Consider the following 15,889-nt stretch of genomic DNA (forward strand, 5'->3'; position numbering starts at 1 on the left):
ACGGCGAAGACCGGGCCGTCCGGTCACCTTCCAGCCGCCGCCCGGCCGTCGCCCGGTCGCCGTCCGGTGCCGCCGACGGGTTCCCGATCAGCCGGCCCGGTGGGGATTCCTCACGGTCGGCACCTGGGCGAGGCGGATCGCGAACCGGTCCCGGTAGTACGCGAGTACCTCCTCGTCCGTCCCCAACTCCCGTTCCTCCCGCGTACCGGTCGCCGTCGTCGTGGTGACCCGGCGGCCGGCGAGCGTGATCCTCCCTCCGTCCTCGGTGACCCGAGAGCAGACGAGCGACCGGGTGAAATGCGACTGCGGCGAGGTGCTGTGCCACCACACCCCGGCCACGAAGTCGCCGGGCCCTCAGGCTTTACGCCATTGTTACCGCCACGTCTATGGCGTCCAGATGCGTGGGCGATTCTTCCCCCTTCCAGTGTTGCGCATGACGATCAGCATATTGGTGATCCAGGTGCGCTCAGGATCTCACATTGTTCCCTCAGTTACCAATTTCTCAAGCTTTGGCATTGCCTTCCCAAGCTGGCGTCAATTACAAGTGCCATCAGATCTCCACCCTGCAGTTTTAGCAAAATAATCTTACAGATTACCGACCGTCATATTCATACCATGCGACGGGTGATATAATGCCAAGGCGTGAAACACAAAATACCGGGAGCCAAGCCCAGGATTATTTGGGCTCTCTCGCGGCGCTCACTGCCTTCCAGCGTGTTCAGTCAGCACGATCATCATGTGAAGATGAGTTGAGGTTCCTCATTTGGTCTATGAATTAAGTGCTGAAAGATGTGAAAATCTTTTGCATCATGTTGAGTTATGGTTTGGGCGACATCGACGCCATTATATGGAAGTAAATCTTTGCTTTGCGCATCGGGTGACTACCGCGTTTAAGCATCATGTCGTAACCGAGACCTGGTTATCTCAGATGTGACTCCAGTTTGGTTCATCTCAGATCAACATTCCACAGTTAAGACATCCACGCGTTATAATATTAGTGCGCATTTATCATTTTATCGTTGTTTGCGATTCTCATTCATCACTATTAACGGCCGTTTTTCAGTTGCCGTAAGGTCCGCTCCGTTTTCCAATTTGTTTCCACCAGCACAGCGATGTACTCATGGCGGAGTGCCATGAGTGCATGCCGGCAGATCAGTGACCGGAGCTTTCCATTATTCTCACGGGATGAGATCCGATATGTTAGTTGCTGCGGAAGTGAGCAGCCTGGGCGTCGAGCGTCGCAGTCTTTTTGCGGCGAAGCCTAACGAGCCGCTGTTTGATGGATTTCTCCATGTCTGATGTTTGGCATGCGCGAGCCGCGACTCCGGACGGGTGTTTTACTCGGGTCAGTTCAGCGCTCGCCGGAGCATTAAGCGCAAACGTGATGTTCAGTGGTGGCCACCACCTCAAGATTACACGGTTTTATGTTACGCCACTTTCACCTGACGTTATATCTGGTGGTATGATCGTGCGAAATCGCCGGCGAAGCTTTGATCGGCGGGCGATCTTCTGGATGCGTGGTCTTTGTAGCAGCCACCAGAAAAAATATCACGTGCGGGTACCGAGCGACCGCCATGCGGCGCTGGTCGGCGTGAGATGATTAACCACGTTCCAGTGGTTCCGGTTGCCACAGAAGCTGGCGGCGTGCGGGGCCGGGTCCGGACCGGCGTCCACGACCACACCGGTGTCCTCGCCCGCCGCCAGCACCATCGCGTCGCCCTGCCCCACGTCGCACATCACCATCCGCCAGCCCGGCGGCGGCCAGCCCGTGACCGCACGGGTCAGCGGTGGCGGCTGCACCACCAGCAGGACCAGGAGCAGGGCGCAGGCCCCGCACCACCAGGGGTGCCGCAGCAGTCTCCGGCCGACCGGCAGGAGGACCAGGGTGAGAGCCCCGAGCAGTGCCGCCCCGGCCCAGCCGCCCGGCCAGTCGACCCCGGCGCCGGGCAGCGCCGCCCCGGTCCGGGCGATCCACGCGATCCACTCCGCGGGCCAACTCGCGCACCAGGCCAGCGCCTTCGCCACCGACAGCGCCGGCAGGGCGGTGGCCAGAGCCAGGAAGCCCAGCACGGTGGCCGGGGCGAGCGCGAACTCGGCGAGGAGGTTGCACGGTACCGCCACCAGGCTCACCCGCGCCGACAGCACCACGACCACCGGCGCGCACACCGCCTGCGCGGCACCCGCCGCGGCCAGCGCCTCCGCGAGCCGTGGGGGCATTCCGCGCCGTCGCAGCCCAGTGCTCCAGCGCGGCGCGAGGGTGAGCAGGGCGCCGGTGGCCAGCACGGAGAGCAGGAAGCCGTAACTGCGGGCCAGCCACGGGTCGTAGAGGACCAGCAGCAGGACGGCCGTCGCCAGCGCCGGGATCAGGGACCGGCGGCGGCCGGTGGCGAGCGCGAGCAGCGCGACGGATCCGCAGGCGGCGGCCCGCAGCACGCTCGGGTCCGGCCGGCACACGACGACGAAGGCGAGCGAGAGCGCCCCGCCGAGCAGCGCGGTCGTACGCAACGGGAGACCGAGGCGGGACGCGAGCCCACGGCGCTCGGCATACTGCGCCAGCCCCGGCGGGCCGAGGAGCAGGGCGAGGAGGATCGTGAAGTTCGCCCCGGAAACAGCCAGGGTGTGCGTGAGGTCGGTTTCCCTGAACGCCTCGTCCAGTTCCGGGGTGACGCGTGAGGTATCGCCCACGACCAGTCCCGGCAGCAGGGCGCGCGCGTCCGCCGGCAGCCCGTCGGTCGCCGCCCGCAGTCCGGCGCGCAGCCGCCCGGCCAGCCGCTGCGGTGCCGACGGCTCCCCCACCGTCTTCGGCCCGTCCGTTCCCCTGACGCGCAGCACGGCCGCGAACCGGTCACCGCCCGCCGTCGCGGGTACGAGCCGGGCCTCGACCCGCAGCCGGGTGGACGGCAGCAGCCCCAGCCACGGCGAATTTCCCTCCGGGCCCCGCGCCCGCTCCTGCCCGTCGTCCCGTGTGACGGGACGGGCCGAACGCGCATCGACGATCATCAGCACCGGCGCCCGGGTCGCCACCTCCGCTCCGTCCCTCGCCGTCTCCACCCGCCGCACGTCGGCCTCGATGAGAACGGCAGTCGGGACCACATGGCTGCCGCCGGCCCGCGGCCGACTGAGCCGGGGGTCGGCGGTGAGTTCGACCTCGGCGGTGACCGAGGCGTACTCCCGCGCCAGCTCCGGCACCGGCCCCCGCCGCAGATCGGCACCGTGCAGACCCGCCGATCCGGCGGCAGCGGCGACGCACAGCAGCACCGCGGCTCCGGAAACCCGCGACCGGACCCGTCCACGTGCGCGTCCCGGCACCGCGGGTCCCGGAGCCGTCCGCCGGCTTCGCACCGTGAGGAGGACTCCGGCCAGGAGCAGGGAGGCGATCACTGTGCTCGTCACGAGGCCGGGAGGGGTGTGCAGCATCACCGCCGCCGTGGCCCAGGCCGCCAGCGCGGGTGGTACGAGCCGCAGGTCGGCCGGTCCCTCCTGCCGGGGATGGGAGGCCCCGAGCCGCTTCCCGGAGGCGGCGTGCACGGCCGGCCGGGCGGTGGCAGCGGGGTCCGTGGGGTCCGTGGGAGCGACGTGCCCCGTATGCGTCCGCCCGGGGTCCGTCGTGTCCGTCCGGCTCCTCACGCCCGCCACGCCCGCCACGCCCGTAGCACCCGTCACGCCCGCCATGCCCGCCACACCCGTCATGGCCGTACGAGATTCCGCAGGTCCGCGAAGCGGCGGTCGCCGATGCCGTTCACTTCCCGCAGTTCGTCCACCGAGCGGAAACCACCGTTGCGGGTGCGGTAGTCGAGGATGTGCTGGGCCAGTACGGGGCCGACCCCCGGGAGGCCGTCCAGCTGGTCCAGCGTCGCGATGTTGAGGGACACCGGTGTCGCGGCTCCGGCGCCCGGTGCCGTTCCGGCCGGGCCGCCCGCCGCCGGTGCCGGACCGACTCCCGGCGCCGATGCCGGTGCCGGGCCACCGACGATCAGCTGCTCCCCGTCCACGAGGAAGCGGGCCCGGTTGAGCCCTTCGGTGCTGGTTCCGGGCCGTACTCCGCCCGCCGCCCGCAGCGCGTCCGCGACCCGTGAGCCGGCCGGGAGACGGTGGACCCCCGGGTCGCGCACCTTGCCGCCGACGTCGACCACGATCTCGGGCAGCGCCGTACCCGCGCCCGCCACGCCCGTGCCCGTACTCGTGCCGCCGGCCTCGTCAGCGGCTCCCGCCGAGGCCACCGGCGGGCTCTCCGTTCCGTTCCCGCGGTGGGGCACGGCCGCCCCGACCACCTCCGGTGCCCGCACGGGCTGCGTCCGCCCGGCCCAGAAGTGCTGCACCGCGAACCCCACCGCCACCACCAGCACCACCGACAGCGCGACCACGCTCCGCCGTTCCAGCCCGCACCGCGTCCGCACCCACAACGGCAGCCGTTCCCTCAACGCGAGCCCCACCCGACCGGTCGGCCGACGCTCCCCCGGCACCACCGGGTCCGGGGCGACCGGCTCGGGAACCTCCTCCCACGTCCGCCCGCCCCCGACGTCCACATCCCCCTCGGTCGCGACCGTGCCCCTCCGGGATCGCGCCACCGGCTCGTCCCCGTCATCCACGGCCCAGTTCGGCACACCCCGGGCACGCCCGGCCCCTCCGACGCCCCGGCTGTCGCGTCCGGCCGGTTCCCCGAACAGCGCCTCCGCCCTGCGCCGAAGCTCCTCCGCCGAGGCAGCACGGTCCCGTCCGTCCCGGAGCCGGTACGCGCGCCGAGCCCGCCCGCCGGGCCTCGGCCCGGTCCCCATGGCGATCCCGGCCCCGGCCCCGACAGTGGCCGGCCGACGGTGCCGGGCGCGGCCGTCGGACGCGGGCGCGCGGCCCGGGCCACTGGTCGCCGCCGCCGAACGTGAAAGGGAACGCGAACGTGATTGTGATCGAAGTGCCATGCCAGGAGGATCGGGCACACCACCGCATTCGCGATGATCTTGCTTGATTCCCGTGGATTACTGCCTGGTTGTGGACAACTCCCTCACCCGCACGGGCCTGCGCAGGCCCGTGCGGCCTCACCGGGCCGAGACCACGACCCCCAGCAGGCCGGGCCCCGTGTGCGCCCCGATCACCGCGCCGACCTCACTGACGTGCAGCTCGGTCAGCCCGGTCACCCGCACCTTCAGCCGGTCCGCGAGGGCCGAAGCACGTTCCGGGGCGGCGAGATGGTGGACGGCGATGTCGACGTCGGCGGCGCCCGCCCGCTCGGCCGCGATCTCCTCCAGGCGGGCGATGGCCTTCGACGCCGTGCGTACCTTCTCCAGGGGTTCGATACGGCCGTCGGTCAACTGGAGCAGCGGCTTCACGGCGAGTGCCGACCCCAGCAGGGCCTGCGCGGCCCCGATACGGCCGCCCCGGCGCAGATAGTCCAGGGTGTCGACGTAGAAGTAGGCGGCGGTGCCGACGGCCCGTTTCTCCGCGGCCGTGACGGCCTCGTCCACGCTGCCCCCCGCCTCCGCGGCCTCCGCCGCCGCGAGCGCGCAGAATCCGAGCGCCATGGCGATCATGCCGGTGTCCACCACCCGCACCGGCACCGGCGCCTCCCGGGCCGCGACGACCGCCGCGTCGTAGGTGCCGGAGAGTTCGGCGGAAAGGTGGAGGGAGACGATGCCCGTGGCGCCGGCCTCGGCGACCCTGCGATAGGTCTCGGCGAAGACCTCGGGGCCGGGCCGGGACGTCGTCACCGGCCGCCGCTTCTGGAGGGCCTGGGCGAGGGAGCGAGTGGAGATCTCGGTGCCCTCCTCGAGCGCTCGGTCGCCGAGGACCACGGTCAGAGGGACCGCCGTGATGCCGTGCCGCTTCATCGTCCGGTCCGGAAGGTAGGCCGTTGAGTCGGTGACGATAGCGACATGGCGGGACATGAGCTGGAGGTTACCTGGCGTACCGCCCTCTGGGCAGCCCGGCCCCGCCCGCCGGGTGGGGCCGTGTCCGGATCAGTGCGCCCGGATCAAGTGGTGCTCTCCGGGCGGGGCTTCTTCTGCCACGGGTAGGTGGGACGCGGCGCGGCCGGTGTGATCGCGGGCCGCGCCGGTTCGGACGCGGGTTCCCGCGCGGCGTCGGACCGCGAGGTGTCCGGCCGGGTCCGACCGGCCGCCGGGCCGTCCGGGGCATGTGCTTCGGGCCGGCTCGGGGGCGAGGACGCCGACGTGGCCGCGGGCCCGGGTGCGGGCTGCCGGCCGGTGGTCGTCCAGTGCCGCAGGGCGCCGCTCTCGAGGTCGATCTGGGTGCTGAGCGAGTCGAGGTCGTCGTCCGCGAAGTGCTGGGCGCGGTCGCGGGCCGCCCAGCGCAGGGAGTCCGCCGACCGCGCGATGCGGTGGGTTCGCTCACGCAGCTCGGGCAGCCGCTTGCCGAGGGTGCCGCGGTCCGGTTCGGACTCCAGGCGCTTCAGTTCGGCGTCCAGTTCGTGCCCGTGCGCGCTGAGCCGCTCGAAAAGGCCGAGGGATTCCTTGAGGGACTGGTCCTCCGAGGCTCCGGACTGCAGCGCGTCCTGGGTGGCGCGCATGGACGTCCGCAGCTTGAGCCTGAGTTGGGCGATCTCACCGGCAGGGCCGGACTGGGCGAAGGACTTGACCTTCAAGGTGTGGTCCTCGACCGTGCGGCGGGCCTGGGTGAGGTGACGGTCCGCACTGCGCTTGGCGGCGCCGACGACCTTCACGGTGGCGTACACGCCCAGTATGACGAAGAGCATGAAGAGGAGGGCCATTACTGCGATCGCTGCTTCCACGAGACTCCTCCTCCGGGCCCTGGGGCCGCCCTCCACACACCGCGCCGTTCTTCCACGGTAAACGCTACGGGCAGGCCCGGAGTTCCGGAGGAACCCCGGGCCTGCCCGTAGGGGATCACCCCGAAGCCGCAGCCCACGACCGGCCGACCGGCCGACCGGCCGACCGGTCGGCCGTCGCGGCCCCGGGCCTACGCCGTCACGCCGTCACGATGTTCACCAGCTTGGGCGCCCGCACGATCACCTTGCGGATCCCGGCCCCGTCCAGCGCGGCGACGACCTTCTCGTCGGCCAGCGCGGCCTTCTCCAGCTCCTTCTCGGAGATGGCCGGCGGGACCTCCAGGCGGGCCTTCACCTTGCCCTTGATCTGCACCACACAGGTGACGGTCTCGTCGACGACGTACGCCGGGTCGGCGACCGGGAAGTCCTGGTGGACGACCGAGTCGGTGTGGCCCAGCGCGCGCCACAGCTCCTCGGCGATGTGCGGGGCCAGCGGCGCCACCAGCAGCACCAGGGCCTCGGCGACCGGGCGCGGTACCGGGCCTCCCTGCTTGGTCAGGTGGTTGTTCAGCTCGGTGACCTTGGCGATGGCGGTGTTGAAGCGCATCCCCTCCAGGTCCTGGCGCACCCCGTCGATCGCCTTGTGCAGGGCGCGCAGCGTGTCCTCACCGGGCTCGCCGTCGACGACGGTCACCTCGCCGGTGTTCTCGTCGACGATGTTGCGCCACAGCCGCTGCAGCAGCCGGAACTGGCCGACCACCGCGCGGGTGTCCCACGGCCGTGACACGTCCAGCGGGCCCATCGCCATCTCGTACAGGCGCAGCGTGTCGGCCCCGTACTCGGCGCAGATCTCGTCCGGGGTGACCGCGTTCTTCAGGGACTTGCCCATCTTGCCCAGCAGCCGGGAGACCTTCTCGCCCTGGTGGTAGTAGGCGCCCTCGCGCTCCTCCACCTCGGCGGCCGGCACCGCGATGCCGCGGCTGTCACGGTAGACGTAGGCCTGGATCATGCCCTGGTTGAACAGCTTGTGGAACGGCTCCACCGACGACACGTGCCCCAGGTCGTACAGCACCTTGGACCAGAAGCGCGCGTACAGCAGGTGCAGGACGGCGTGCTCGGCGCCGCCGACGTACAGGTCGACGCCGCCGTGCGGCATGCCCTCGCGCGGGCCCATCCAGTACTGCTCGATCTCCGGGTCGACCAGCTTCTCGCTGTTGTGCGGGTCCAGGTAGCGCAGCTCGTACCAGCAGGAGCCGGCCCAGTTGGGCATGGTGTTGGTCTCGCGCCGGTACGCGCGCGGGCCGCGGCCGTCGCCCAGGTCCAGGGTGACGTTGACCCAGTCCGCGTTGCGCGACAGCGGCGTCTCGGGCCGGGTGTCGGCGTCGTCCGGGTCGAAGGTGCGCGGGGAGTAGTCGTCGACCTCGGGCAGTTCCAGCGGCAGCATCGACTCGGGCAGGGGGTGGGCGGTGCCGTCCTCGTCGTAGACGATGGGGAAGGGTTCGCCCCAGTAGCGCTGCCGGCTGAACAGCCAGTCACGCAGCCGGAAGTTGACGGTGCCCTCGCCGATGCCCCGGCGCTCCAGCCACTCGGTGATGCGCGCCTTGGCCTCGGCGACTCCCAGGCCGTCCAGGCTCACCTCGTCGTTGGACGAGTTGATGATTTTCGCGTCGTACGACGCGAAGGCGTCCTCCCACGTGGCGGTGTCCGTGCCGCGGCCGTCCGTCGGCTCGACGATGCAGTGGATCGGCAGTTCGAAGGCGCGCGCGAACTCGAAGTCGCGCTGGTCGCCCGCGGGTACGGCCATGATCGCGCCGGTGCCGTAGCCCATCAGGACGTAGTCGGCGATGAAGACGGGCACCTGCTCGCCGTTGACCGGGTTGGTCGCGTAGGAGCCGATGAAGACGCCGGTCTTGTCCTTGGCCTCGGCCTGCCGCTCCACGTCGGACTTGGAGGCGGCCTGCGCGCGGTAGGCGGCGACGGCCTCGGCCGGGGTGGCGTGACCCCCGGTCCAGACGTCGTGGGTGCCCTCGGGCCAGGCGGCCGGGGTGAACTTCCCGACCAGCGGGTGCTCGGGGGCCAGCACCATGTAGGTCGCGCCGAACAGGGTGTCGGGGCGGGTGGTGAAGACGGTGATGTTCTCGCCGTCCACGGGGAAGTCGACGCGGGCGCCCTCGGAGCGGCCGATCCAGTTGCGCTGCTGCAGCTTGATGGCCTCGGGCCAGTCCAGGGCGTCCAGGTCCGACAGCAGCCGGTCGGCGTAGGCGGTGATGCGCATGTTCCACTGGCGCAGCTTCGCCTTGAAGACCGGGAAGTTGCCGCGCTCGGAACGGCCGTCGGCGGTGACCTCCTCGTTGGCCAGTACGGTGCCCAGCCCGGGGCACCAGTTGACCGGCGCGTCGGAGGTGTAGGCCAGCCGGAAGCCGCCCAGGACGTCGGCGCGCTCGGCCTCGCTCAGCTCGCTCCACGCGCGCGTGTGGCCCGGTACGGGGCGCTCACCGGACTCGAAGCGGGCGATCAGCTCGGTGATGGGGCGGGCCCGGCCGGCCTCGTCGTCGTACCAGGAGTTGAAGATCTGCAGGAAGATCCACTGGGTCCACTTGTAGTAGTCCGGGTCGATCGTGGCGAACGACCGGCGCCGGTCGTGGCCCAGGCCCAGCCGGCGCAGCTGGGCCTTCATGTTCGCGATGTTGGCCTCGGTGGACACGCGCGGGTGCGTGCCGGTCTGGACGGCGTACTGCTCGGCGGGCAGGCCGAATGCGTCGAAGCCCAGGGTGTGCAGGACGTTGTGGCCGGTCATGCGCTGGAACCGGGCGGAGACGTCGGTGGCGATGTATCCCAGGGGGTGGCCGACGTGCAGTCCAGCACCCGAGGGGTAGGGGAACATGTCCATGATGAACTTCTTGGGCCGGGCCACCGTCTCCGGGTCGCCCGCCAGGTCGCCCACGGGGTTCGGTGCGGCGTACGTCCCCTCGGCGTCCCAGAAGTCCTGCCAGCGTGCCTCGATCTCGGCCGCCAGGGCGGCCGTGTAGCGGTGCGGCGCGGCCACTTCGGGGGTGGCCACGGGGTTCGTCTCGCTCATGATCCTCAAAGCTCCATCGATCGTCTGCGCCCACGGCTGCTGCGACATTCGGAAATGAAAAATCCCCTCGCGCAGGAGGGGACGCCGCACCGATTCCGACCGACTGGTTCGACCACGGTCGGGACTGATCAGTGCGGCTCGCTAAGCAGAAGGCGTACGGCACGCATGGCGCCAGGGTACCGCAGGCCCGGAGCGCACCGCGACGCACTTCGCCGCGCCCGCGGGAAGCACTCCACCCGACCAATTTTCTGAATATCAGTCAAAACTTACTCCGCGTAACATCCCCTATGGGGCATTACAGCAGCCGGATTGTCTTTTGATAACAGCGCAATAACTCAAACCTCGTACTCCCCGGTACAACGAGGTTTAGAGTGCGCCCCGGGACCGCTTCTCCCGAACGTTCGGAGTTCCCCCATGAACCCTCGTCCAGACAGCAGCCCGCCGCCCGTTCAGGGCCGGTCGGCTGCCGGTCGGTCGTACCCGCATGCCGTCGTTCTTTCCGTCGTGACGTGGGGAGGTAGGGCATGAGGCCGGACGACAGCACGGCGGACGACTGGTTCGCCGAGTTCCTCAACTTCGGCGTGGGCGTTCTGTCGCTCGTTTGCCTGAGCTGCTCGGTGATCTGGGGACTGGTCGCCCAGGACCGGGTCCTGCTCGGTCCGCGCCAGCGCATCCTGGCGCAGGCGGTGCACCGGACGACCGCGGTCGCCTCGGTCGCCTTCCTGCTGGTGCACATCGGCATCAAGCTGGCCCTGGACCACACGACGTGGATCGCCGCGGTGATCCCCTTCGGCCTGCTCCTCACCGACGACGAGGCGGTGACCGGCAGGTCCTTCCTCATCGGCCTGGGCACCCTGGCCGGAATGCTGATGATCTTCGTCGGCATCACCGGCGTCCTGCGCAACCGCTTCGCCTCGCCGGCCCCCGTCGCGGCCCGCTGGCGCGCCATGCACATGCTGGCCTACCCGGCCTGGTGCGCCGCGCTGGTGCACGGGCTCTACGCGGGTCGATCGGCGAAGCCGATCTTCCTGATCCTGTACGGCCTGTCCCTGCTCGGCGTCATGGCGGCCCTCTTCCTGCGCGCCTCCCCGGCGCGGGTCAAGCGCAAGGTCGCCGACCGGGTCACCGCCGTGCTCGGCCTCGCCGAACAGCAGGGCCGCGACAAGCTCGACGAGAGCCGGGCCCGCTCCGCGGAGGCGTCGTCTCCCGGGTACGAGGGCGGCGGCAGACGGGACTCCCGGCCCCGTTCCGAGCGCCCCGCGCCGGCCGCCCGGCCGTTGTACGAGACCGCCGAACGCGTCGCACCGCCGGCCCCGGACCCCGCGAACGGCTTCGCGGCCGCCTACCGCGCGGTCTCCACCCCGCCCCAGCCGCAGCAGCCCCTCTACGCCGACCAGACCGCCCGCATGGAGCTGCCTCTGGACATGCAGCCCACGCAGGCCGTCCCCACCTTCGACGGCCAGATGATGGGCGGCCAGGCGATGGGCGGGCCGACCATGGGCGGACAGACCATGGAGGCACCGCGTGTGGACGGCCCCTCCAGCACCTCGGGCAGCTGGCCCGTCCCGTCCCCGCCGCCGGTCGGCGAAGCCCCGCCGTCGGCCTACGACCCGCTCCAGGACACCGGATACAGCATCCCCACCTACGACAATTCGGCCGCCTCCGGCTACGGCTCGAGTGATGTGCGCGACACCGGTGAGTCGAACGGCCTCTACAACGCGTACAACCCGAGTGACACGTACAACAGCGGTCCCGCCACTGATCCATCTCCCGGTGCGTCGTACGACTTCGACGCACCGGGATCGGGCGAACCTTGGAACACGCCTTCCGGAGGCTTTAAGTGAACGAGGCTCTGCCCGACGTACCCGAAGTCCGCGTCGTCGGGCTTCCCCAGCTCACGTCGGGCTTCGACCTTGTCGACCGGCTCGATCTCCCCATGCACCTCAAGGTGCACGGGCCACTCGAACCCATGGGCGGCGAACAGCTCGCCCAGCTCTCTGAACGCATCAACCTCAGGGGACGCGGCGGCGCCGGCTTCCCCTTCCACAAGAAGCTGCGTTCGGTCGCCGAGACGGCGATCAAACGCGGCGTCCGGCCGGTCGTCGTCGTCAACGGCAGCGAGGACGAACCGGCCTGCCGCAAGGACACGGTGATGATCAACCGTGCTCCGCATCTCATCCTGGACGGCGCACTGCTGTGCGCCGAGGCCATGGGTGCCCGCACGCTCGTGGTGGGGGTCACCCGGGAGTCCACCAAGCGCTCCATGGAGGCCGCGCTCGCCGAACGGGGCCTCAACAACGGGCGCCGGTCCGCGATGCGCGCCCGCGTGCAGCTCAACCCGGTGCGCATGGTCACGGGCGCCGCGGCCTCACTGATCCGCTCCATCGACGGTGGTCCGGCGATCCCGCCGGGCCGCAAGGTCAGCGCCTCGAAGAACGGTGTGGGCGGCGCGCCCACCCTGCTCTCCAACGCCGAGACCTTCGCGCAGCTCGCCATCGCCGCCCGCATCGGCCCGGAGCGCTACTGCAACACCGGCTTGTACGACGAGCCGGGCACCGTCATGCTCACGGTCTCCGGGGCGGTCGCCCGCCCCATGGTGATCGAGGTCCCGACGGGCGTACCGCTGCGTTACGTCCTCCAGCTCGCCGGCGCGCCGCCGATGCCGCAGGGCGTGCTCACCGGCGGCTACCACGGCAAGTGGATCGACGCGGCGACCGTCAACGAGGCGATCGTCTCCCGCAACTCCCTGGACGCGGTGGGCGGCGCGCTCGGCGCGGGCGCGATCCTGCCGATCAGCCAGGACACCTGTCCACTGGGCGAGTCCCTGATGGTGGCGAAATGGCTGGCCGAGGAGAGCGCCGGCCAGTGCGGCCCCTGCTACCTGGGCCTGCCGGCCGCCGCGCGCGGCCTGGAGGACATCCTCAACGGCGGCGGCCCGGCCGCCCTGGAGGCCGTCAAGCAGGTCGCCAAGAGCGTGAAGCGGCGCGGCGCGTGTTCGCATCCGGACGGCTCCGCGATGTTCCTGGAGTCGACCGTCAAGGCGTTCACCGACGACCTCACCGCCCACGTCATGGGCAACGGCTGCGGGCGCCCCGTGGAGGGCGTGCTGCCGCTCTTCGAGGGCGGCAGGGCCCCTACGGGCATCCCGGGCGGGGGCGGGGAGGAGAACGGCCCCAGCCGCCAGAAGATCTTCGTCGACTGGACGCTGTGCCGGGGCCACGGCCTGTGCGCGGACATCCTCCCCGAGGTCTTCCAGCTCGGCGCGGACGGCTTCCCGACCGTCGCCCAGGCCCAGGTGCCACGCGACGCGGAGGCCAAGGCGATGCGCGCGGTGCGCCGCTGTCCGGCGCTGGCCCTGCGCGTCGAGGAGGGAGCGCAGTCCAAGGCGCCCTCCCGCAATCTGCCGGTACTCTCCCAGGGCCGCGGCCGGCGAGCGCTGGGCCGCTGACACGGGTCCGTGCGGGCCGCCCCTCAGGGGCGGCCCGCACGGCCGCGCTTCCGACAACGCGTAGAGGGCGGATCATCCGATCGGATGATCCGCCCTCTACTGCTGTGGAGCTAAGGAGAATTGAACTCCTGACCTCCTGCATGCCATGCAGGCGCTCTACCAACTGAGCTATAGCCCCAGGTCACATCCCGCCCGGTTGCCCCGGCGGCGACGCCAACTTTACACGGTCATCCGGGCCCGACACCACATCGATTCCGTTGCGCCCCGTTCTGTCCGTATTCTCACCTCAACCGCAACGCGCGGTCACGCGGTCACGAACGAATAGAAGCGTTTGAGCGTGCAGTGCTCCTCGAGGAGCCGGCCGTAGATCGGTTCCCCTTCGAGCTCGCGGTAGGTCTCGATCGGGTCGCCTTTTATGATCAGCGCCCGCGCGCACTCCTCGCACCAGTACTGGTAGTCGGGATTGACCGGCTCCATGTCCCGGACGATCGGCGTGCCTCTGCGGCACCAGTCGCACCTTCGCCTGTGGGCACCCATCGCTCAGCTCCAGCTGTGGCCGCAGGCCGTACATACGTAGGAGACACCGCCGTTGCCACCGAGGACCGGGGCCGTGTCTGCGGAACCGGAGGAAGGACGGCGGAGTCGGGTCGAGGTCCGTCGTGTCAACACCCCGCCGAAGAGGTGGTCGACCTCCCCGTGGATGCTCGCAGGCATCAACAACTCCCTCCCGTCGGGCCGCGCCCCCTTCCGGCCGTTTGATTCTGCCACGGCCGGACCAATACGGTCAGCGACGCCGGGGTACCGGTCGGGATACGGCCGGGCGTCTCACAGAGGTATACGCCCGTCGGCGTCTCCCCGCTCAACCAGGGACAACGAAAGATCCCGCCCTCGTACCGAGGACGGGATCTTCGTCATGTGATCTGTGGAGCTAAGGAGAATTGAACTCCTGACCTCCTGCATGCCATGCAGGCGCTCTACCAACTGAGCTATAGCCCCGAGTGTTCTTCCCGCTCGGCGGGCGAACAAGAAGAACTTTAGCCTGCGACCTGCCGGAAAGTGAAATCCGGCCCCCGGGCCACGCCCGGGGTTCAGGGCAGGCCCTAGGGCCTGTCCGGCGGATCATGCCGGAGACGTGGGGTCTGGCACGCTCTCCCCCGAGCTCTTCGAGCAGGGGGGACCCCCAGCGGCGTTGTCGTCGGTTGCCGACTCCCCCACTCTCGACTGCGCTCGAGCGGGAGGGACCCCCATGCGCGGGAGGGACCCCCATGCGCGGGAGGGACCCCCATCGCGTCGGCGCCCTCCTCCGCCTTGCAGCTGAACGCACCAGACCCCACTTGTCCCAGATGGACGGACACCGCCGATTACCTCCGACTTGATCCGCCGGACAGGCCCTAGTCGTCGTCGCCGAGCACCGGTTCCGGCAGGGTGCCGGCGTTGTGCTCGAGCAGCCGCCAGCCCAGGGCGCCCTCGCCGAGGACGGACCAGCAGCAGTTGGTGAGCCCGCCCAGGCTCTCCCAGCTGCGCGGGTCGAGGCCGATCAGCCGGCCGATGGTGGTACGGATCGTGCCGCCGTGGCTGACCACCACGAGTATGCCGTCGTCCGGGAGCTTGTCCGCGTGCCGGAGCACCACCGGAGCGGCGCGGTCGGCGACCTCGGTCTCCAGTTCGCCGCCGCCCCTGCGCACCGGCTCGCCGCGCTTCCAGGCGGTGTACTCGTCGCCGTACCTGGCGATGATCTCGTCGTGCGTCAGGCCCTGCCAGACGCCCGCGTAGGTCTCCCGCAGGGCCTCGTCGTGGACCGGCTGCAGGCCGGTGAGGGCGGCGAGTTCCGCGGCGGTGTCGGCGGCCCGCCTCAGGTCGGAGGCGATGATCGCGTCGGGCTCGAGACCGGCGAGGAGGCGGGCGGCCCGGCGCGCCTGGGCGACGCCGGTCCCGGTCAGCTCCACGTCGGTACTGCCCTGGAAGCGGCGCTCCACGTTCCAGGAGGTCTGGCCGTGCCGCCACAGGATGACGCGACGGCCCCGGCTTCCGCCGGAGCCGAACGTCTCAGCGGCAGGGCTCACCGCCACTCACCACCCGGCTCCACGGTCTCCTCGGCCTCCTTCTGCCGGGCGTGCTCGGCGGCCTTGCCGCGGGTGGCCACGGCGTCCTCGGGCAGCTCCAGTTCGGGGCAGTCCTTCCACAGCCGCTCCAGGGCGTAGAAGACGCGCTCCTCGCTGTGCTGGACATGGACGACGATGTCGACGTAGTCGAGCAGTACCCAGCGGGCCTCGCGGTCGCCCTCGCGGCGGACCGGCTTGGCGTCGAGCTCCTTGCTGAGCCGCTCCTCGATCTCGTCGACGATCGACTTGACCTGACGGTCGTTGGGCGCGGAGGCCAGCAGGAAGGCGTCGGTGATGGACAGCACGTCACTGACGTCGTAGGCGACGATGTCGTGCGCGAGCTTGTCGGCCGCGGCCTGGGCAGCGGTGGAGACGAGCTCGATGGAACGGTCGGTTGCGGTCACTACAAGGCTTTCGCTCGGCGGTCGTTTGCCTTCAAGGGTCTCACGGACCGCCGGGCGCGCCCCACGCGTTTCGGGGTGGGCCCGGCCGGACGCCCCGTGAGGGCTTCCGGCCGGGCG

At 70.3% G+C, this 15,889-nt stretch carries 10 protein-coding genes, 2 tRNA genes and 1 pseudogene; 2 read left to right on the forward strand and 11 right to left on the reverse strand.

Annotated features, from left to right (window positions below):
- Nucleotides 1–87: 87 nt before the first annotated feature.
- The 6 genes and pseudogenes from V4Y04_RS11735 to leuS all read right to left on the reverse strand — a co-directional run.
- Nucleotides 88–348, reverse strand: a pseudogene (locus tag V4Y04_RS11735) (arylamine N-acetyltransferase); the annotation flags it as partial.
- 1,200 nt (nucleotides 349–1,548) lie between these two features.
- Nucleotides 1,549–3,690, reverse strand: coding sequence for a ComEC/Rec2 family competence protein (locus tag V4Y04_RS11740; RefSeq protein ID WP_443079995.1), 2,142 nt, complete (start codon nucleotides 3,688–3,690; stop codon nucleotides 1,549–1,551).
- Entirely contained in the window at nucleotides 3,687–4,916 is a 1,230-nt protein-coding gene (locus V4Y04_RS11745; RefSeq protein WP_332427558.1) for a ComEA family DNA-binding protein, read from the reverse strand. Before V4Y04_RS11745 ends, V4Y04_RS11740 begins: the two co-directional genes overlap by 4 nt.
- Before the next feature lie 117 nt (nucleotides 4,917–5,033).
- Nucleotides 5,034–5,879, reverse strand: a complete 846-nt coding sequence (locus tag V4Y04_RS11750; protein ID WP_332427560.1) for a DegV family protein — start codon at nucleotides 5,877–5,879, stop codon at nucleotides 5,034–5,036.
- Nucleotides 5,880–5,965: 86 nt separating this feature from the next.
- Nucleotides 5,966–6,742: a hypothetical protein gene (locus tag V4Y04_RS11755; protein ID WP_332427562.1), complete on the reverse strand. Its 777-nt coding sequence runs from the start codon at nucleotides 6,740–6,742 to the stop codon at nucleotides 5,966–5,968.
- 196 nt (nucleotides 6,743–6,938) lie between these two features.
- Entirely contained in the window at nucleotides 6,939–9,818 is a 2,880-nt protein-coding gene (gene leuS / locus V4Y04_RS11760; RefSeq protein ID WP_332427563.1) for a leucine--tRNA ligase, read from the reverse strand.
- Between the two features lie 524 nt (nucleotides 9,819–10,342).
- On the opposite strand from leuS, the gene V4Y04_RS11765 reads away from it, so the two are divergent.
- Complete coding sequence (locus V4Y04_RS11765) at nucleotides 10,343–11,662, forward strand: ferric reductase-like transmembrane domain-containing protein (RefSeq protein ID WP_332427564.1); 1,320 nt, start codon at nucleotides 10,343–10,345, stop codon at nucleotides 11,660–11,662.
- Entirely contained in the window at nucleotides 11,659–13,266 is a 1,608-nt protein-coding gene (locus V4Y04_RS11770; RefSeq protein WP_332427565.1) for a ferredoxin, read from the forward strand. The genes V4Y04_RS11765 and V4Y04_RS11770 overlap by 4 nt, the downstream gene beginning before the upstream one ends.
- 105 nt (nucleotides 13,267–13,371) lie before the next feature.
- Here V4Y04_RS11770 and V4Y04_RS11775 read toward each other — a convergent pair.
- The 5 genes from V4Y04_RS11775 to rsfS form a co-directional block, all read right to left on the reverse strand.
- Nucleotides 13,372–13,444 (reverse strand) — tRNA-Ala (locus tag V4Y04_RS11775).
- A gap of 125 nt (nucleotides 13,445–13,569) precedes the next feature.
- Entirely contained in the window at nucleotides 13,570–13,803 is a 234-nt protein-coding gene (locus V4Y04_RS11780) for a hypothetical protein (RefSeq protein WP_332427566.1), read from the reverse strand.
- A 386-nt stretch (nucleotides 13,804–14,189) separates the two neighbouring features.
- Nucleotides 14,190–14,262, reverse strand: a tRNA-Ala gene (locus V4Y04_RS11785).
- A gap of 395 nt (nucleotides 14,263–14,657) precedes the next feature.
- Nucleotides 14,658–15,335 carry a histidine phosphatase family protein gene (locus tag V4Y04_RS11790; RefSeq protein WP_443079996.1) on the reverse strand — a complete coding sequence of 226 codons (678 nt, stop codon included), beginning with the start codon at nucleotides 15,333–15,335 and terminating at the stop codon, nucleotides 14,658–14,660.
- On the reverse strand, nucleotides 15,326–15,772 hold the full coding sequence (gene rsfS / locus V4Y04_RS11795; RefSeq protein WP_332427568.1) for a ribosome silencing factor: 447 nt from the start codon (nucleotides 15,770–15,772) through the stop codon (nucleotides 15,326–15,328). Before rsfS ends, V4Y04_RS11790 begins: the two co-directional genes overlap by 10 nt.
- Nucleotides 15,773–15,889: the final 117 nt, after the last annotated feature.

It is taken from the genome of Streptomyces sp. P9-A2 (genome assembly GCF_036634175.1).
GTDB lineage: Bacteria > Actinomycetota > Actinomycetes > Streptomycetales > Streptomycetaceae > Streptomyces > Streptomyces pratens.

Bases quoted from the DNA above. Each gene is read 5' to 3' on its own strand.
- V4Y04_RS11740 (WP_443079995.1), bottom strand. From the start codon at position 3,690: ATGACGGGTGTGGCGGGCATGGCGGGCGTGACGGGTGCTACGGGCGTG.
- V4Y04_RS11745 (WP_332427558.1), bottom strand. From the start codon at position 4,916: ATGGCACTTCGATCACAATCACGTTCGCGTTCCCTTTCACGTTCGGCG.
- V4Y04_RS11750 (WP_332427560.1), bottom strand. From the start codon at position 5,879: ATGTCCCGCCATGTCGCTATCGTCACCGACTCAACGGCCTACCTTCCG.
- leuS (WP_332427563.1), bottom strand. From the start codon at position 9,818: ATGAGCGAGACGAACCCCGTGGCCACCCCCGAAGTGGCCGCGCCGCAC.
- V4Y04_RS11765 (WP_332427564.1), top strand. From the start codon at position 10,343: ATGAGGCCGGACGACAGCACGGCGGACGACTGGTTCGCCGAGTTCCTC.
- V4Y04_RS11780 (WP_332427566.1), bottom strand. From the start codon at position 13,803: ATGGGTGCCCACAGGCGAAGGTGCGACTGGTGCCGCAGAGGCACGCCG.